The organism is Microcoleus sp. Pol12B4 (assembly GCF_036701385.1).
Classification (GTDB): Bacteria; Cyanobacteriota; Cyanobacteriia; order Cyanobacteriales; family Microcoleaceae; genus Microcoleus.
In genome coordinates, this window is sequence record NZ_JAUBQR010000058.1 from 1 (window position 1) to 18609 (window position 18609).

General features: G+C 46.2%; 15 protein-coding genes and 1 pseudogene. 11 read left to right on the forward strand and 5 right to left on the reverse strand.

Annotated features, from left to right (window positions below):
- Positions 1 to 125: 125 nt before the first annotated feature.
- From QUA38_RS10685 to QUA38_RS10705, 5 genes are all read right to left on the reverse strand, one after another.
- On the reverse strand, positions 126 to 317 hold the full coding sequence (locus QUA38_RS10685) for a UBP-type zinc finger domain-containing protein (RefSeq protein WP_333143959.1): 192 nt from the start codon (positions 315 to 317) through the stop codon (positions 126 to 128).
- Positions 318 to 437: 120 nt separating this feature from the next.
- Positions 438 to 1016, reverse strand: a complete 579-nt coding sequence (locus tag QUA38_RS10690) for an antibiotic biosynthesis monooxygenase (RefSeq protein ID WP_333099894.1) — start codon at positions 1014 to 1016, stop codon at positions 438 to 440.
- A gap of 69 nt (positions 1017 to 1085) precedes the next feature.
- Entirely contained in the window at positions 1086 to 2651 is a 1566-nt protein-coding gene (locus QUA38_RS10695) for an iron uptake porin (RefSeq protein WP_333161565.1), read from the reverse strand.
- Positions 2652 to 2818: 167 nt separating this feature from the next.
- Positions 2819 to 3481, reverse strand: a complete 663-nt coding sequence (gene ycaC, locus QUA38_RS10700) for an isochorismate family cysteine hydrolase YcaC (protein WP_333161567.1) — start codon at positions 3479 to 3481, stop codon at positions 2819 to 2821.
- Between the two features lie 194 nt (positions 3482 to 3675).
- On the reverse strand, positions 3676 to 3930 hold the full coding sequence (locus QUA38_RS10705; RefSeq protein ID WP_333161569.1) for a beta/gamma crystallin-related protein: 255 nt from the start codon (positions 3928 to 3930) through the stop codon (positions 3676 to 3678).
- A 903-nt stretch (positions 3931 to 4833) separates the two neighbouring features.
- Here QUA38_RS10705 and QUA38_RS10710 point away from each other — a divergent pair.
- The 11 genes and pseudogenes from QUA38_RS10710 (at position 4834) to QUA38_RS10760 (ending at position 18530) form a co-directional block, all read left to right on the forward strand.
- On the forward strand, positions 4834 to 5229 hold the full coding sequence (locus tag QUA38_RS10710; RefSeq protein WP_333161571.1) for an IS66 family transposase: 396 nt from the start codon (positions 4834 to 4836) through the stop codon (positions 5227 to 5229).
- 196 nt (positions 5230 to 5425) lie between these two features.
- A complete protein-coding gene (locus QUA38_RS10715; protein ID WP_333161574.1) occupies positions 5426 to 12127 on the forward strand; it encodes a PAS domain S-box protein in 6702 nt (2233 codons plus the stop codon).
- A gap of 7 nt (positions 12128 to 12134) precedes the next feature.
- Positions 12135 to 12764 carry a response regulator transcription factor gene (locus tag QUA38_RS10720; RefSeq protein WP_333161575.1) on the forward strand — a complete coding sequence of 210 codons (630 nt, stop codon included), beginning with the start codon at positions 12135 to 12137 and terminating at the stop codon, positions 12762 to 12764.
- Between the two features lie 221 nt (positions 12765 to 12985).
- Positions 12986 to 13543, forward strand: coding sequence for a DsbA family protein (locus QUA38_RS10725; RefSeq protein WP_333161577.1), 558 nt, complete (start codon positions 12986 to 12988; stop codon positions 13541 to 13543).
- Positions 13544 to 13746: 203 nt separating this feature from the next.
- Complete coding sequence (locus QUA38_RS10730; RefSeq protein ID WP_333161579.1) at positions 13747 to 13929, forward strand: hypothetical protein; 183 nt, start codon at positions 13747 to 13749, stop codon at positions 13927 to 13929.
- Positions 13926 to 14150 (forward strand): hypothetical protein, encoded by a 225-nt coding sequence (locus QUA38_RS10735; RefSeq protein ID WP_333161580.1) that lies wholly within the window; start codon positions 13926 to 13928, stop codon positions 14148 to 14150. Before QUA38_RS10730 ends, QUA38_RS10735 begins: the two co-directional genes overlap by 4 nt.
- 111 nt (positions 14151 to 14261) lie before the next feature.
- Positions 14262 to 14843, forward strand: a complete 582-nt coding sequence (locus QUA38_RS10740) for a nuclear transport factor 2 family protein (protein ID WP_333161581.1) — start codon at positions 14262 to 14264, stop codon at positions 14841 to 14843.
- 272 nt (positions 14844 to 15115) lie between these two features.
- A complete protein-coding gene (locus QUA38_RS10745) occupies positions 15116 to 15919 on the forward strand; it encodes an SDR family oxidoreductase (RefSeq protein ID WP_333161583.1) in 804 nt (267 codons plus the stop codon).
- 41 nt (positions 15920 to 15960) lie between these two features.
- Positions 15961 to 16317 (forward strand): AraC family transcriptional regulator, encoded by a 357-nt coding sequence (locus tag QUA38_RS10750; RefSeq protein ID WP_333161585.1) that lies wholly within the window; start codon positions 15961 to 15963, stop codon positions 16315 to 16317.
- Between the two features lie 163 nt (positions 16318 to 16480).
- Complete coding sequence (locus QUA38_RS10755; RefSeq protein ID WP_333161587.1) at positions 16481 to 17395, forward strand: pirin family protein; 915 nt, start codon at positions 16481 to 16483, stop codon at positions 17393 to 17395.
- 112 nt (positions 17396 to 17507) lie between these two features.
- Positions 17508 to 18530: pseudogene (locus QUA38_RS10760) on the forward strand (LLM class flavin-dependent oxidoreductase).
- The last annotated feature ends 79 nt before the right edge of the window (positions 18531 to 18609 follow it).

An 18609-nucleotide genomic window follows, 5' to 3' on the forward strand; every position in this document is an offset into this window, starting at 1 on the left:
AGTCCACATGTGCAAGGTGGCATAGGTCTCTTGCCATGCGTCCAGGGGTAAACTCGGCCAAATATCTGTTAGGGCAGGCTGATTTGACATCATGATTTCCTCGCGAGTAGAAAAGGGGCGCGTGATCAATAGTTCTTCTGTTGTTCGTCGGTAAAACACCACAGCCATTGTTCTCCCAATTCGGCTGAACTAATCACCGCATGTCCACTTTCTTCGTAATGGCGGCGAGCGTGTTGATTTTTAGACGAGTCGCAGCACAGCATTTTGCCGCAGGTTTGACAAATTCTCAAGTGAACCCAGGGATCGCCAACTCGCATGCATTCCTCACAGCGGAATACCGGGTAATTGGCTTTTGAAATCATATTCTCCAGCGTCAGTTCGTTCAGGTGTTGACAAGACATGGAAGATTCCTGTGAATGTGCAAGATATGTACTTGCTCAAATGGGATACAGCCATTTGCGAAAGAGTTGAGTGAGGCGCGGCATAATCACGTAGGTCAGCAGGGCAACCGTTAGACCTGTAACCAACAAGGTTCTGAGCAATACCGGAAGCCCAACCAGGAGCGGTACTAGCAAACGGTTGAGAATAGATATCGTAAAAAATACTCCCAGCCATGTCACGATCGCCATTTTGTAGCGCGGAGGTGGAGCCTTCATGGGTTTGTTAGGAAGCGTAAACCAGGTTTCCAGACCCGTTAGAGTTTGAATGGTTTCAGGCTTTTCAATCAAGGGCTGCAACCGCTCCAGCCATTCCTGCCGCACACTGGATTCCAGCCAGGTTTTGAGGTTGTCGTAATGATCAAATCTGAGAATTGCCACATATTCAGGATGAGTGTGGTCACAGGGTCGGATCACGCTGACTCCTAAGTGTCCCTTAAATTGGTGAGCAGCCGTCGCAATTCCGTGCAACCATTCCTCATAACCTTGTTCACGTCCTGGTCTCACGATATGAGAAATCACGGCGGTGACTAGATAGTTTTCTTGACTGGTATTGCTCGCCAATGGTTCTTCCAACATAGAATTTAACAGTCCGGGACATTGGATGGTTAAAACAGAAAAACAGCTCTTACCGTGCCTGTATAGACTCTAAAACTGAAACGTCGTCCGAATAATGCCAACAAAAATCGTGTCATTATTGCTGTTGTGTTCAGGGTTGGTAATGACGATTACACCAGGAGTGATTGAGAGATGGTCGTTCATTTGAAACCGGTAGAAAGTTTCAAAGTGCAATGAGGTGCTACGATCGCTTACTCCAAACTGATTGCTGATCACTCTAGGCGGTTGTCCAAAAACAAAGCCTAATAAGTTTCCTTCCTTACCCAAATCTGGAAATCCAAAATTAACTGCGTAGTAAAAAATCTCAGCAGTAGGAGCATTGGAGAGGTCTTGCGCCGATGCCCGGAGATATCCTATCCATCCTCCCAATCTGAAAGCAGGGTTAACAAGCCAGGAAGCCGTAAGACTATAGCTATCCCCAACAATGCTGGTACTGTTTCCATTAAAGGGATCATTGGTAATGGCACTACTGGTACCAATATCAATTGAATTCAAAGAACGAGCATAGGTTAAGCCCAAACTTAAGGATTCTGTGGGTTTGAGTGTCAGTTGTGCTAAGGCAGAGTAAGAACCATCAAATAATCCAGCTCCCGCAGTCGGGTTGTTGGCGTTATTAGCAACATAAACCAGTGTCAAATTGATGGCTGAGTTAAAGTTATGGTTGATACCAACACCTGTCCCACCTGTTTCTTCACGATAGATAGGGCTACGCACCCCAAATGCGGAAATCGAACCTCTGCCATCACTTCCCAATAGAGGGTTAATCGTATCAACCACATCAAACAAAGTGCCCTGGGCGATCGCAGTCACCCTAGTATCTGACCCGATGGGAAATTGATAATAAAGTTGATTGAGAATGAACTGATTGTCTGTATTACCATCAAAACTTAGGCGAGCCATATTGGTTCCTGTGGCTGCTCTAAAGTTTGGAACATTACCAGCCTGAAATCGAATTCTCAGTAAATCTTGCCCCGTAAAACTGGTGTCCGAGATCAACCGCGCACGACCGCTAAAAATGATAGTGTCACCGATCTCACCCCTAGAACCAGGTGTTTCTACTGGTGGTACAGCTCTATCACTGCCAAATGCACCGCTCACAGCAAAAACGACCTCTCCAGTCAATTTTGTTGTAGGGGAAAATTGCTGAGACTCTAATCGAGTTGTGCGGGTTTCTAAGAAATCTACCTGTCTACGCAATGTTGAGAGTTCTGATGCAAATTCCGCTTGAAGTCTTTGTAGTGTTTGTAGATTTTCTCTTTCCGCCAGATCTACTGTTGCACTGGCTAATAGCTGATCTAGCCGATCTAGACAAGCATTTAGCCCAGCAGCAAACTCATAACGAGTAATGGCTCGATTGCCCTGAAATAGTTGATTTGGATAACCAACCATACAGTCGTAGCGATCGACTAAGGCTTGTAATGCTGCAAATGCCCAATCGGTAGGTTGCACATCAGCCAGTTGATTCACAAAGGTGACTTGACCTTGCAAGGTATCCTGGGCAATGGCAGACTCAACCAGGGATGGGTGAATCAGAGAGCCTCCAAAGAGCAGACACGATGAGAGAGATGAGAGAATCGACTGAAAGAGAAGTTTCATTGAGAATCAATCCCCTCAAGACACGGGATTTCTTGGCAATTTTCGGCAGCAGTCACCTTGGCTAAGAGCGATCCCCAGAGATCGTTCCTAGCCTCCGCGAAATCATCCAGTGCTGCAGCAATGCTGCAAATGAACTGGATCACTGAACAATGACAACATCCACTCAGTTACACACGAGTCATGAGGCGTTCACGATTGGCAGAGCCAGCATTTGATGTTGCTGCATAGCTCGTCATTAGGTTTTTGTAATCAGGAATAAACTCTGCAAGGAGATTACCTAGCCCTTCAATATCGTTACGCCAATCACGGTGCAATTCACCCACAACGCTAAACCAATTGACCAACTGAGCGCCAGCACGAGACATCCGATCCCAAGCTGCATCGCGACAGGCTTCATCGAAGGTGCCAGAGGCATCGGTGACAACAAAAACGTCATACCCTGCCTCCAATGCTGAAAGCGCGCAAAAAGTGACACAGACATCCGTGACAATTCCGGCAATAATCAATTGCTTCTTACCAGTTGCTTCTACGGCTTTAACAAATTCCTCATTGTCCCAAGCGTTGATCTGTCCGGGGCGTGGAATGAAGGGAGCATCAGGAAACTTCTCCTTCAGTTCCGGCAGGATGACTCCATTGGGACCGTCCTCAAAGCTAGTGGTCAAAACAGTAGGCAGGTTGAAAAACTTGGCTATACTTGCTAGCGCTAGCACATTATTTTTGAAGTCGGCAGCACCAATATCACGCACAAGCGAGAACAGTCCAGTTTGGTGATCCACCAGTAAAACCGCAGCATTATTCTTGTCTAGACGATTGTACTTGAATGTAGACATTAGGTAATTCTCCTATTTGAGTGATTGGTGAATGAGGAATTGCAGAATGAAATCAAAAGCTAAACATCTCTGCTTGTGCTTTTAAGTGAAACGTCTGTTTCATTAGTTCGGACAGTTTTTTCAAAAGTATGACCTTCTCGTGCGCTGTATGAAAGATATCAATACTTTCAGAAAACCAGTTCAAAATTCTTCACCTATCCAATCCTACGGAAGGATGTGATTGAGTCATTGGGAATGGTACCAAGACCAACATTTGGATAACGTCCTGGGCCAAAATCGGCGGAAGCACCCCGAAATTGAGAATCTGTAAAAAATCTCCAAGTCCCTTCATTAATGACAATTGAGGTAACACGGTCGTTGACACGATCACCCACATTGGCAGTGTCACTATTTGTTTCTACTAACTTTCCTCTAAAATTGCTGTCGTTATAAAGTTCTACAGCAGCCATTTTTTTTCTCCTTATGATTTATAGTTGCGATGGTTCTGTTTGTAGTTAAGCTAAGAGCTTAACCGTCCCGCTCATAGAGGTTCCACTCAGAAGAAACATTTTTTTCCAATTCAAGGTAATGTTGAATTAACTTTCAATGTTGCTTGGGAATATCTTCCTCTGTTCGACCGCTTTGATTAAAGCTTGGCAAGCTTTAAAGGAAAAGGTTACTTGGTTGCTTTGCAGACTTTGTTCTATAAAGTCTAGGGGCTCGTTATATTCATTGTGCGAGGTTCATCGAATTTATAACAGTCAAGTTATTTGAGTTAAGACCCAAGTTAATTTTTTCAATACTCCGGACAGTTTTTGGAACGATACTACAAGCTTACGCGGGGCAAGGAGCGTAAAAAAGTCGAATTAAATGTAAGTCAGGGGTGGAGCTGACATTGATTTAATTATCCACAGTGGCTCAAAGTCAAGCGAGCATAAGCCATTGGGGCATATAAAAACTGTCCGGAGTATTGCTGTTTACCCTCAAGGGTTGATGACGTAAGCGATCACGCCATGAACTAAGTCTGCAAGACAACCCCAAATTTCAGCACTTAATATCCGTGAGTTAAGCACAGAGTTAAGATTTTCGCGTCGCGTGCCCAAAGATCATCCGCCCATTTGCACCTTGAATATTCATGCCTTCAAGCATGGAACCGTGCAATTTACTTGCTAGATCCATTTGCATGACTGTTTGCATAAATTCAATATAGGTGGTCGCCTTCAAGCTGTCGCCTATAGCAAGTTAAATTTTTTACAGTGCAATTTGATAGATTAACCATGCCATCGCGGAGTAGAAGGCTAGCTATAACCTAAGTTAGAATCCGAATTTGATCGAAAGTATATTCATACAGCTGATCGACCATCAATGTCTGAATGCAAAATCCGGTAGCGATGTCCCACACCTTTGATGCGGGCGACGACCTGTTTGCCCCCCGGATGAAGCGGCTGTCACTACGAGCTATTGCCGTGAACCGACGACGACAGACCCTGGCTGCCTCAACGCTTCAGCAGTACGGCTCTCGATTCCGAGGCAGCCTGTGGGAGATATTGAATCTGAAGCCCCAGTCCGATGAGGGACAGCAATTTTTCCGGTACTACTTGACTATTGAGCAGCATCTGCTGCTGTTCCTCGGCAATGAGACGGTGCCGCCGACCAATCATTCCAGTGAACAGGCACTGCGCTGGAGCGTGGTTTTTCGCAAGGTCACCATGGCTTTTGCTCCGATTGGGGTGCGGAGTTGTTCGCCCAGCAGGTGCGGTCGTTGGTGAATACGGCTCGCCATCAGAGTATCTCTGCCTTCCAGGCTATTTCCTATGCCCTTGACTAACACCAGTCTGATTGGCTACTGAGTTGAGCAATTACAAGTCAAGATATAAAGATCCACACAAGGATCTTTATATTCTGGAGTTTGGCAAGCGATATACTTTGGGAAACGGATGACAGTCTTTCGCCGGGGGGCGTTCAATGATTACCCTGCCTGGAATTACTATTCACAGCAAAATCTATGAGAGCTTAGCTTCTTTGGTGTATCGGGGCATCAGAGAGCAAGATAACTGTGCAGTGATTGCCAAAGTTCTCAAGCAGGATTATCCCTCTCCTCATGATTTAACTCGCTATAGGCAAGAGTATGAAATTACTCGCTTTCTCAATGTTGAAGGCGTAGTCAAGGCATACAGCCAGCAAGACTACCAGCGCACGCTGGTTATTCTTTTGGAAGACTTTGGTGGAGAGTCTTTAGAATGCTGGAGGCGACAACAATTAGACTTCTTTCCCATGCCGCTGCCGGTTTTTTTGAATATGGCGATCGCCATTACTGATACTCTAGGCAAAATCCATGCGGCCCATGTCATCCATAAAGATATTAATCCTGGCAACATTGTCTTTAATCCGAGGACTGGCGTTGTCAAAATCATTGATTTTGGCATTGCCACTCGCTTCAGTCGCACCAATCCGACATTCAAAAGTCTCCATCTTCTAGAAGGAACCCCCGCCTATTTGTCGCCAGAGCAAACCGGACGAATGAACCGTATGCTCGACTATCGCACCGACTTTTATTCACTGGGTGCAACCTTCTACGAACTGTTGACGGGACAATTACCGTTTCCCACTAAAGATTTCCTAGAGCTAGTCCACTGCCACATTGCCAGACCGCCGGCTCCCCCGCATGAATTAAACTCAACGATTCCCCAACCTGTTTCAGATCTGATTTTGAAACTGATGGCAAAGAATGCGGAGGATCGCTATCAAAGTGCCTGGGGCATCAAAGCAGATTTAGAACGCTGTGCCCAGCAACTGGCAGAAGTGGGTTTAATTGAACCTATGCCATTGGGACTGCAAGATGTTTCCGAGCAGTTCCGCATTCCTCAAAAACTATATGGGCGAGAAGCGAAGATTGCAGCATTATTGGCGGCTTTCGACAGAGTGGCAGGGAATGAGGGAATAGGGGAATGGGGAAGTGGGGGAGCAGAAAAAGACATTACCCTACTACCGCATCGTGAAATGATGCTGGTCTCCGGTTATGCTGGCATCGGCAAAACGGCATTGGTGCAGGAACTCCATAAACCGATCACAGCAAACCAAGGCTATTTTATCTCTGGCAAATTTGACCAATTTGGGCGCAACATTCCCTACAGCGCCATTGTGAATGCCCTGCAAAAGTTAGTGCAGCAACTCTTGAGCGAACCGGATGAGCAGGTGGAAGTGTGGCGATCGCGTCTACTCACTGCTCTGGGCAGCAACGGACAAATCATCATTGATGTCATCCCCGAAGTTGAGTTAATCATTGGCAAGCAGTCGCCTATACCCGAAGTTGGAGCAACTGAGGCACAGAATCGCTTCAATCTCACGTTTCAAAGATTTGTGCGGGCGTTTTGTGCAAAAGAGCATCCCCTAGTCATTTTCTTAGACGATCTACAGTGGATCGATTCTGCGACTTTGAAGTTAATCGAACTCATCTTACTGGATGAGCAAACCCAGTATCTGTTTTTGATCGGAGCCTACCGAGATAACGAACTGACTCCAACGCATCCGTTGGTCTTAACGCTAGAGAGCATGCGAAACCAGGGAGCATTACTTCAGGAAATCCTCCTGACCCCTTTAACCCTGGAACCGTTGAGTCAACTGATAGCTGAGACATTATATCACAATCCTGATATCGTTCGCGCCCTAGCCCAAGCTGTGTCACGTAAAACCGAGGGCAACCCTTTCTTTGTCGGTGAATTTTTGAAAATGCTGTATGGCGAAAATCTGTTGACTTTCGATGCACAACAGTTGAGCTGGCAGTGGGACTTAGCTGAGATTGAAGCTCAAGATATCACTGATAATGTGGTGGAGTTGCTGCTGCATCAGTTGCAGAAATTGCCGGAAGCAACACAGCAAGTTCTCTCCATAGCTGCCTGTGTTGGGTCTGAGTTTGATTTAGAAACGTTGGCGATCGTTTGCGAAAAATCACCGAAAGCAATTTTCCAGGATCTACTAGCAGCAATACAAGCGGGATTAATTCAACCTCTATCTGAATTGGACGAAGATTTGTTAGTTCAAGAGTATAAGTTTTCGCACGATCGCGTTCAGCAAGCGGCTTATGCTTTGATTGATGAATCGCAGAAACAGGTTGTTCATCTCCAAATCGGTCGCAATTTGCTCGAAAAAACTTCACCAGAGCAACGATCCGATCGGTTGTTTGAAATCATCGATCATCTCAATCAAGGACTTGAGCTAGTCACTGCTCAATCAGAACCAACTGAAATTGCCAGATTTAATTTAATGGCAGGTCAGAAAGCAAAGGCATCAACGGCTTATGAAGCAGCTTTTAAGTATTTCACTACAGGGTTTCACATCCTCAATTCAGAGAGTTGGCAGAGTGAGTATGACCTTACCTTAGCGCTGTACTCAGAAGCAGCAGAAGCGGCGTATCTCCAGGGTCACTTTGATGAGATGGAACAGTTGGTAGAAGTGGTACTTGATCGTGGCAAAACAGTGGTTGACAAAGTGCAGGCTTACGATAGCAGAATTCAAGGATATTTGTCACAGGGCAACCTGAAAGAAGTGCTAAAAACTGGATTGGAAGCGTTAAAGCTCTTGGGAATAGATTTAATAGAAAATCCAATTCAGGTAGATATTCAAAGGGAATTGGAGTCAACGGCTGCACTACTTGCTGAACGAGAAATCGAAGACTTGATCAATTTACCAGAGATGACTGCACCAGAACCACTGGCAGCTATGTCAATCCTAGCGAATATGGGGTCTGCTGTATTTATAACGTTACCAGCACTGTGGATACTGATTGTATGTAAGAGGGTAAATCTGTCAATTAACTACGGTAGTAATACCTGGTCACCACATAGTTATGTTGCTTACGGATCTGTTCTATGTGGAGTTGTTCAAGACATTGAACTCGGTTATAAATTTGGACAACTGGCTCTCAGCCTGGCAGAACGATTGCATAGCAAAAAAGGAAACTCGAAAACATTAATGTTTTCGAGTTTCCATATCCTGCACTGGAAGGTGCATCTTAGGAGATCAATAACATTTCTGGTTGATGCTTATCAAAATGCGGTGGAAACCGGAGACTTTGAATCTGCTGGTTATACTGCATATTTCGTGTGCCATAACTCATTTTTTGCTGGAGAGAAACTTACCCAACTAGAACAAAAAACAGCAACTTACAGCAAAGCGATCAACCAAATCAGACGGGAAAGCCCCTCGAATTGGCTTGCAATATTGTGGCAGACCATTCTTAATTTGCTAAATAGGTCTGAGAATCCCAGCCGCTTAGTTGGTCGGGTGTGTAATGAAGAGCAGGCGTTACCACACGCTATTGCAGTTAAAGATGGAAGTGCAATTAAAATACTCCATTTATACAAAGTTATATTATGTTATCTATTTGGAGAATATCATCAAGCAGTACAAATTGCTATTTTAGCAAGGCAACATTTTGAAGAGGTGACAGCAATAACGATTTTACCTGTATTCTGCTTCTATCATTCTCTGGCGCTTTTGAGCCTATCGCTCGATGCTTCAAACTCTGAAAAATCAGCTTGGCTAAACTCTGTTAATACTAACCAAGAAAAGATGCAGAAATGGGCAGAACATGCCCCAATAAATTATCTACATAAATTTTATCTAGTCGAGGCAGAGAAAGCGCGAGTCTTAGGCCAATTTCTTGAGGCTGAAGAGTTTTATGAACGGGCGATCGCAGGTGCTGCTGAAAATGAGTATATCCAGGAAGAAGCACTCGCGTATGAATTAGCGGCTAAACATTATCTGGCGCGAGGTCGGTCAAAAATTGCTCAAACCTATATGAAAGAGGCGCACTATTGTTACGATCGCTGGGGCGCGATCGCTAAAGTTAAAAACTTAGAAAAACGCTATCCACAGTTCTTTCCTAAATCGTCTAGAGCCGCTTCCACATCAATTCCTATTACTGCTGAAACTATCTCTAATCCCTTCCATACCGCTTTCGATTTAGCAGCAGTGATGAAAGCTTCACAGGCGATTTCTCGTGAAATTGAACTGAAGCAATTGCTGCGATTACTGATGCAAACTTTAATTGAGAATGCTGGCGCACAAACCGGATATCTGATTTTAGAAAACTCAGGAAAATGGTTAATCGAAGCGGCTTGTGAACTCAATGCCGATGAAAATGCTTGTGCGACTCAGGTGTTACAGTCTATTCCAATTGCCGAACAATTGCCAGAATCAATCATTCAATATGTGATTCGGACTCTGAAGCCTGTCACATTAAATGATGCGACTCGTGAAGGTGCTTTTATTAATGAGCCATATATTCAACAGAACCAGCCTCAATCTGTTTTCTGTTTACCGCTGCTAAATCAAGCCAAGCTGGTCGGTGTATTGTATTTAGAAAATCAGTTAGCAACTGGAGTATTTACACCAGAGCGATCGCAGGTCTTGCAGCTATTATCGACTCAAGCAGCGATCGCCATCGAAAATGCCAACCTTTACTCAGAACTGCAGGCTAAGGAAAGCAAGATCACCCAGTTCCTCGAAGCGATTCCGGTGGGAATTGCGATCGTGGATGCGACGGGTTGCCCTTACTATGCCAACCAATGCGGCAATCAACTCATAGGCAAAGAAACTGATACTTCCATAGCACCGGAGCAGCTCTCAGAGGCTTATCAGCTTTATGTAGCGGGAACGGATCAAATCTATCCAGCGGAGAGCTTGCCTATTGTGCGGGCATTAAGGGGCGAACGCATCAGGACTGAAGATATAGAAATTCGTCGAGATCATGTCACAATTCTAATTGAGGCACGGGGAACACCAGTTTTTGATCGACAGGGCAATATCGCTTATGCGATCACTACCTTTCAGGACATTACAGAGCGCAAACAAGCCGAGAAACTCCTAGCCGACTACAACTGCACTTTAGAGCAACAGGTCGATCAACGAACTGCTGCGTTACGACAAAGTGAGGCCAATTACCGTAACCTGATCCAAACTGCGAATTCAATCATCCTTCGCACGGATAGGCAAGGACGAATTCGATACATGAACGACTATGGACTGAGCTTTTTTGGCTATGAGGAAGATCAGATTCTAGGGCGTACCTTACTGGAAACAATCGTTCCAGAAACCGAAACATCTGGACGTGATCTCAAGCAGTTTGTTCACGATCTGTTTCACAATCTTGAAGCTTCCTTGCCTCAAGCTTACTTGCAAACCGAGAATGAAAACCTTTGTCGAGACGGTAGACGGGTTTGGATTGCCTGGTCAAATCAAGCCATCTTCAATGACCAGGGAGATGTCGTTGAAATCTTATCGGTGGGCAATGACACCACCCAGCGCAGACAAGCAGAAGAGGCATTACAACGCAGTGAAGCTAAGTTCCGCAATATTTTTGAAAACTCACAGGTTGGCATCTTCCGCACCCGCCTCTCGGATGGATTACTTCTCGATGCCAATCAACGCTACGCCAATCTGCTTGGCTTTGATTCATCAGAGGAGATGATTGGGCTTGAACACGCCACAGACTACTATGTAAATCCCAGTGATCGCCAACAATTCCTTGAGGTGCTGAAGCGGGATCGGGAAGTGCGAAGCTATGAAGCACAGGGGCGAAAACGAGATGGGACAGTGTTTTGGGGACTTTTCTCTGCTTATCTGAATGCAGACGATGACTACATTGAAGGGGTGATTGCAGATATTAGCGATCGCAAACAAGCAGAAGAAGCCCTACAAGCCTCAGAGACCAAGCTACGGACTCTAATTGAGGCAATTCCCGATCCATTATTTGTACTGTCTGCTGAAGGGCGATTCCTTGAAATAATGGTACTGGAACCAAATCTGCTATGGCAAACTTTTGAGGAGATGATTGGTAAAACCATGCATCAACTCGGAGAGGAACAAGCTGATGAATTTCTAAGTTATATTCAGCAGGTGCTGAGAACCCAACAAATCCTCACAGTCGAGTATGGTGCGTTTCTAAATGGACGAGAAGCCTGGTTTTCGGCTCGCATTGCCCCAATCGACCACGATCAGGTGATTTGGCTGTCGCGAGATATTACGGCGCTGAAGCAAGCAGAAGAAGCCTCAATTTTAGAGGAGCGCAACCGCATGGCACGCGAAATTCACGATACACTCGCTCAGGCGTTTACAGGCATTCTGGCTCAGGTGGGAGCAGCAAACCAGGTGCTAACGGATGATGTAGAAGCAACTGGGGCACACCTGGATCTGATCAAAGAATTGGCACGAACTGGACTGACTGAAGCGCGGCGATCAGTCGTCGCGCTCCGTCCTCAGCTTTTGGAGGAGGGCAGTTTACAGAGCGCTCTACATCGTCTCATCGCTCAAATCAGAACTGCCGCAATGGATACCACTTTATATTATGAGATTGAAGGTACGGTGTATTCTCTACCGACTGAAGTCGAGAATAACCTACTACGGATGGGGCAGGAAGCCTTAACCAATGCAATCAGACACGCCAATGCTGACGAAATTCGAGTGGAGCTAGTCTACGATCGCGATCAGGTTTGCTTGCGCGTAAGAGACAATGGACAAGGCTTTGGCGTCGGGAGTATTCCATCCTCTGAGGGATTTGGCTTACTCGGCATGAGCGAACGAGCAGAGCGCATCGGCGCACAACTCACGATTAGGAGTCAACCTGGACAGGGAACAGAGATTATTGTCACCGTCAATCGGAAGTAGCATCACGATGAGCCAAGCCACAACCATTCGAGTTCTAATTGCGGACGATCATGCTATTTTTCGGCAAGGATTAGCCACGATTATTAACCGTGATCCAGATATGAGCGTGATTGCCCAAGCCGAAAATGGGGAACAGGCGATCGCGCTATTTGAGGAACACCAACCGGACGTAACGTTAATGGATCTCCGAATGCCTAAAGTGGAAGGAGTTGCCGCTATTGGTGCAATTTGTGCTAATGCTAAATCGGCTCGAATTATTGTACTGACCACCTATGATAGTGACGAAGATATTTATCGGGGATTGCAGGCAGGCGCAAAAGGATACCTGTTGAAAGAAACTGAACCTGACGAGCTTCTCAATGCTATTCGTACCGTTCATCGGGGTCAGAAGTATATTCCGCCCGATGTAGGAGCAAAGTTGGTACAGCGCCTCAGCAATCCAGAACTGAGTGAACGAGAACTAGAAGTACTCGGCTCACTGGCGCAGGGAATGAGCAATGCCGATATTGCGGCTGCTTTGAGTATTGGTGAAGGCACTGTCAAATCTCATGTCAATCGGATTTTGAATAAGTTAGATGTTAGCGATCGTACCCAAGCTGTGATTGTTGCCGTTAAACGCGGCATTGTTAGTTTGTAGGATGTACTTTCGATCGAGTTCGGATTCTAACTTAAGTTATAGCTAGCCTTCTACTCCACGATGGAATGGTTACTCTATCAATTTGTACTGTAAAAAATTTAACTCGCTATAGACGACGGCTTGAAGGCGATCGCCTATATTGAATTTATGCAAACAGTCATCCAGGCAATGAATTGAGCAAGTTAATTGCAAAGTTCCATGCTTGATGCAGATTTAGAAAGATGAACGACGATCGTAGCCGCAGTCCCTTACTTGTAACGCCTTCAGCCCAAGATCGGATTAAAGGTGTGTTGAGTGCCAAGGTAGTGCTGGTGATGTATGGAGACTATCAATGCTCTAGAAGTGCGAACGTTTACAAGATGATTAAAGCGATCAAACGAGAGTTTAGTGCTGCTTTTGGAGAAGATTATTTATGCTTCATCTTCCGTCATTTTCCACAAACACAGATTTATCCCCATGCTCAACGGGCAGCCCAAGCCGCCGAAGCTGCCGCCGCCCAAGGAAAGTTTTGGTTAATGAGCGATACTTTATTTGACCATCAACAAAGGTTGGAGAACGGTTATCTTGTCGAGTACGCCAATGATTTAGGGCTTGACATTCCTCAATTTCTCAAAGAGTTGTCTAAACAAGTGCATGTCGATCGCATCAATGAAGATATCGAAGGCGGAATACAGAGCGGAGTAACGACTGCCCCAGCCCTGTTTATTAATGGAAGTCGGTATATCGGGCACTGGAACACGACGGAGTTGATGGCAGCCATAATTGCTGCAAGTCATTAAGTTCCCCGATCTTTGCTCCCAATTCATATCTGATTTGTCTGTAAGTGCTGTAAGTTATCTAATTTTGATGGCTAGGATTTTGCCTGTTTCACTGAACAAAGTTGCCACTTTTTGAACCATGACAACAGTTCCCATGCCAACAACTGAATTTCTGGGTATTAATTTAGTCAATCACAAATCAGTATTTCATTGAGGATAGTTCTATGACGCATTCACTAGTACAAAGTAAGAATAATCCTGGGCATGAAGGTACACCTCAGACTGGTTCTCTTCGCGACTCTTCAGTTAATCATGCCCTGATTGCGATCGCGCAAGAAGTCACTGAGTTGCTGAGACAAACTTACCTGAGACAAACCGATGAAATTAAAACAGGAGAAACAAAATGATACTGCAAGATAAAGTGGCGTTAGTCACTGATAAAACTTCAGGAATTGGTCGTACAACCGCGTTAGCGTTCGCGCAGCGTTCCGAAGGAAAGCCTAACGAAGTTATCGCCTTCGGTGCTGCTGGAGCAAAGGTAGTATTCTCAGGCAGACGCGACGCAGAAGGTGAAAAAACCGCCAAACTGATTCGCGAAACAGGCGGTGAATGCTTATACGTCCATTGAAACAAGTTCACTAACATCACAAGAATCTGACAAATCATTTTAAGAATCTGAAAGCAGTCAAGCATTGGAACTCAAGACACTTTAAATAGATAGAACCAGGAGTATTTAATCATGGTCAAAGAGCAAACTGTAGACGGACAAGCAAATTTACAAGCAACTACCAATTTGACACCAGCCCAGGAGTCTTTGCAAGCACTTTGGGAAGAGCATTTACAGTACGAGTTTGGCACTCACAGTACTGAAGATGCCCTCGCTACGATGGTTGAAGATGCTTATGTTAACCACATCCCGGTAATGACTGGGGGAGTCGGGAAACCAGCACTGCGCGAGTTTTATTCCAAATACCTCATTCCACAGATGCCGCCGGACACGGAGTTGACCCTAATCTCGCGCACGATCGGAACGGATCAACTCGTCGATGAAATGGTGTCTACGTTCACTCATACGATCCAGATGGACTGGATGCTACCTGGCGTTGCTCCCACCGGAAAACGGGTGGAAGTGCCAGTAGTAGCGATCGTCCAGTTCCATGACGGCAAACTAGCCCACGAACACATTTACTGGGATCAGGCAAGTGTATTGGTTCAAGTCGGCTTGCTCGATCCGGGTACACTTCCCGTCGTGGGCGTTGACAGTGCGCGTAAGGCGATCGATCCCAACTTACCTTCAAACACACTAATCGAGCGCGACTAAGTGTAGGAGCCAGCAAACATCAATACCCAAACCCGCCATCTCACCCAGCTACTCCCGAAGCGATCGAGCGAATTTTGGCAGTAGCACCCAAGTACGGCATCGAATTCATCGTGTGAATTAGAGCAATGCTCAAACCCGGCTCCTACAACCAGAATCGTTACTCATCCTGGTTATAGATCGAGGCGCTTCTTGTTGCTGGCTTCTACACGTATTGCTGCCCATTGAGTTTTTGACGCAAGTAACATAACCATTCACAACAAGAGGTAACTCTCATGATGCTTAAAGACAAGGTTGCTTTAGTGACGGGAGGGACATCGGGAATCGGTAGAGCTACCGCGATCGCTTATGCCCAACAACAAGCAAAGGTGGTGGTGGTGGGTCGTCGAATGGATGAAGGTGAAGAAACTGTTCGATTGATTAAGGAAGCTGGCGGAGAGGCAATTTTTGTGCAAGCAGATGTCACAAAAGAAGCCGATGTTGAAGCAATGGTTGATAAAGCGGTGAGTGTTTTTGGTCGGTTAGATATTGCCTTTAATAATGCAGGAACTATCGGCGAAAACCCCTCATTGATTGAGCAAACAGAAGCGGAATATGATCGCACGATGAATGTCAATGTCAAAGGCGTTTGGTTGTCAACGAAACATGAAATTACTCAGATGTTGAAACAGGGAAGTGGTGCGATCGTCAATATGGCATCTGCCCTTGGAGTCGTTGCATTTCCTACCTTCCCCCTCTACACCGCGAGTAAAAGCGCGGTAATCGGTTTAACAAAAGCTGCTGCGCTCCAATATGCCAAAGCGGGTATTCGCATCAATATCGTTGCACCAGCGGTAATCGAAACAGATATGTTTGAAGCAGCCGCAGGTGGGCAGGATGAAGTCAAAGCTTACATGGCAGGACTTCACCCGATCGGACGGATTGGAACACCGCTTGAAGTTACAATTGCAACCTTGTTTTTATCATCTGACATGGCATCGTTCGTAACAGGTGAAACGTTGATGGTAGATGGTGGGTATGTAGCGCAGCAGTCGATCGGCAGTGCAAAATATTGCAGTGATCGAATGCGCGATGGCTAGCTTTTGCCTGTTTTGTTGAGTAAATTGCCAATCTTTGAACCATGCTAACAATTACAACGCCAACCCTTGAAGCCAACCGCAAAGGCTTAACGCACACCCGATTACAGCAAGTACTCGGCTATATTCGTACTCACCTTGATCGAGATTTGTCACTGACTGAGCTTGCAGAAGTGCTCAATATTAGCCCGACTTACTTTGCAAGTTTGTTTAAGCAAACAATGGGAATTTCTCCCCGTCAGTACGTGATTCAGCAGCGCGTGGAACAGGCAAAGTTGATGCTATCGAAAACAGATTTGGCGATCGCAGAAATTGCCCTACAAGTAGGCTTCTCCAGTCAAAGCCATTTGACGCAGCACTTCAAGCGATTCACGGGAAAGACCCCCAAGCAGATTCGCTAGCACTATAAGAATCTGAAAATTTGGTCCTAAGAATCTGAAAAGTTGTCCTAAGAATCTGAAAGAAATCGAGGTTTGGAACTCATTACATTGAAGTTGAGTTAGGCAAGAATTTGAAGCAGAAACAGAACTAAGGTTGTATCTTCGTCCACAACGTCAACTAAGAATGGATCGTACAAAAATGAGTATTCAGCAATTAATCACGCCTGAAAAGCATGACTTAGGTGGGTTTAGTGTACAGCGCATCTTACCGAGTGAAACCCTAAAAATGGTTGGACCTTTCATCTTTTTTGATCACTTAGGCCCAGCTATTTTCCCGGCTGGAAAAGGCGTCGATGTTAGACCTCATCCACACATCAATTTAGCGACGGTTACCTATTTGTTTGAAGGAAGCCTTCTGCATAGAGATAGTCTAGGTACAGTACAAGAGATTTTTCCGGGCGAGGTGAACTGGATGACAGCGGGCAAAGGTATTGTTCATTCTGAGCGATCGCCCGAGAGCTTTAGAGAGAAAGAATCTACTCTTCACGGCATTCAGACCTGGATTGCCCTCCCCGAAATCGCTGAAGAAGTTGAACCCAGCTTTTCACATTATTCGGCGACTGATTTACCGAGGTGGATTCAAACAGGCACCAGCGCGACCTTGATCGCCGGTAGCTATCAGTCTCACCAATCACCAGTTAAAACCTACTCTGCTACTCTTTACCTATCGCTCGTTTTCACGGAGGGTAGTCAATTTCAGCTACCGCCAATAGAAGGTTTAGAAAGGGCAGTTTATAGCGTCACATCCGGCCTATTCGTAAATGGAAAGCCTTTAGAGCCATATCGTCTAGCCATTTTAGCGCCGGATGAATCAGTAAATATCAGTGCGGGGGCTGAGGCAAAAGCAATGATTATCGGCGGGGCACCAGTGGGCGATCGCACAAAGTACTGGAACTTTGTGTCGAGCCGCTCAGCGCGTATCGAGCAGGCAAAACGAGATTGGCAAGACCGCCGCTTCCCGGCGGTTCCCGGTGAAACTGAATTCATTCCGCTCCCTGATAATTCAGATCACGGTAGTAGCGCGCCCCCTCTGAGTTGATGATGGTTAAGCGTTCTTTGCTGAGCGAGAGAACAGCAGCTTAACTCGTACAGCAAGACTTTCTACTATTTCGGATTAGTCTATTTCATTCGCAAAACGCGTGGGAAATGATATGGAAGTTGGAATTGACAGTTTTGCCTCGGTTGGAACGAGTGAAAACGGCGAAACGGCGGATGCCGCGCAGTCCGTCGCCGAACTGCTGGAGAGAATAGAGCAGGCGGATCGTTCCGGCTTGGATATCTTCGGTATCGGCGAGCATCATCGGCATGAATTTTTAGATTCGGCAAACGCGGTTATTCTCGCCGCTGCCGCCGCACGCACCTAGCGCATCCGTCTAACCAGCGCGGTTACGGTGCTGAGCGCGGCTGACCCGGTGCGTGTGTTTCAACAATTCGCCACGCTCGATTTGATTTCAAAAGGTCGCGCCGAAACGGTTGTCGGGCGCGGCTCGTTCACCGAAGCCTTTCCGCTATTTGGATTTAGCCTCGGCGATTACGACGAGATTTTCGCTGAAAAGCTCGAACTCTTGCTCAAAATTCGGGACAACGAAACGGTCGATTGGTCGGGCAAATTTCGCCCCGCGCTGGAAAACCAAGCAATTTATCCGCGTCCGCTGCAAAAGCCGTTTCCCATCTGGATTGGGGTCGGCGGTACGCCGCAATCTTTCCTCCGCGCCGGAATGCTTGGACTGCCGCTCGTGGTTGCCATTATCGGCGGCGAAACGCATCGCTTTCGCTCGCTCGTAAATTTATACCGCGATGCCGGAAAGCGCGCCGGACACGCGCCCGAAGCATTGAAAGTTTCATTGCATTCAATCGGTTATCTCGCCGACACGACTGAACAAGCCGTTGAAGAATTTTTTCCGGGCTACGCCGAAACCTTCACCAAAATTGGCAGAGAGAGAGGCTGGCCGCCCGTTACGCGCGCCGCTTTTGACGCGCAGCGGGGCGCAACCGGCGCGTTACTGGTCGGCAGTCCCGAAGAAGTGGCGGAGAAAATCCGCCGTCACAGCGAATCGCTCGGCGGCATTTCGAGAGTAACTTTTCAAATGGACAACGCGCAGATGAACCACGCCCAACTGATGCGCTCCATTGAATTGATTGGAATGCAAATGTCGCCACTCTTAAACAATTAAAATATGCGGGCATGGTTCAACTTAAGTTCCGCTAGGGTAACAAGACAGAGAGACGAGCTGGAACACCGCTTGAAGTTGC

Bases quoted from the DNA above. Each gene is read 5' to 3' on its own strand.
- QUA38_RS10740 (WP_333161581.1), top strand. From the start codon at position 14,262: ATGGTCAAAGAGCAAACTGTAGACGGACAAGCAAATTTACAAGCAACT.
- QUA38_RS10705 (WP_333161569.1), bottom strand. From the start codon at position 3,930: ATGGCTGCTGTAGAACTTTATAACGACAGCAATTTTAGAGGAAAGTTA.
- QUA38_RS10745 (WP_333161583.1), top strand. From the start codon at position 15,116: ATGATGCTTAAAGACAAGGTTGCTTTAGTGACGGGAGGGACATCGGGA.
- QUA38_RS10695 (WP_333161565.1), bottom strand. From the start codon at position 2,651: ATGAAACTTCTCTTTCAGTCGATTCTCTCATCTCTCTCATCGTGTCTG.
- QUA38_RS10725 (WP_333161577.1), top strand. From the start codon at position 12,986: ATGAACGACGATCGTAGCCGCAGTCCCTTACTTGTAACGCCTTCAGCC.
- QUA38_RS10750 (WP_333161585.1), top strand. From the start codon at position 15,961: ATGCTAACAATTACAACGCCAACCCTTGAAGCCAACCGCAAAGGCTTA.
- QUA38_RS10730 (WP_333161579.1), top strand. From the start codon at position 13,747: ATGACGCATTCACTAGTACAAAGTAAGAATAATCCTGGGCATGAAGGT.
- ycaC (WP_333161567.1), bottom strand. From the start codon at position 3,481: ATGTCTACATTCAAGTACAATCGTCTAGACAAGAATAATGCTGCGGTT.
- QUA38_RS10720 (WP_333161575.1), top strand. From the start codon at position 12,135: ATGAGCCAAGCCACAACCATTCGAGTTCTAATTGCGGACGATCATGCT.
- QUA38_RS10710 (WP_333161571.1), top strand. From the start codon at position 4,834: ATGCAAAATCCGGTAGCGATGTCCCACACCTTTGATGCGGGCGACGAC.
- QUA38_RS10735 (WP_333161580.1), top strand. From the start codon at position 13,926: ATGATACTGCAAGATAAAGTGGCGTTAGTCACTGATAAAACTTCAGGA.
- QUA38_RS10690 (WP_333099894.1), bottom strand. From the start codon at position 1,016: ATGTTGGAAGAACCATTGGCGAGCAATACCAGTCAAGAAAACTATCTA.
- QUA38_RS10715 (WP_333161574.1), top strand. From the start codon at position 5,426: ATGATTACCCTGCCTGGAATTACTATTCACAGCAAAATCTATGAGAGC.
- QUA38_RS10685 (WP_333143959.1), bottom strand. From the start codon at position 317: ATGCGAGTTGGCGATCCCTGGGTTCACTTGAGAATTTGTCAAACCTGC.
- QUA38_RS10755 (WP_333161587.1), top strand. From the start codon at position 16,481: ATGGATCGTACAAAAATGAGTATTCAGCAATTAATCACGCCTGAAAAG.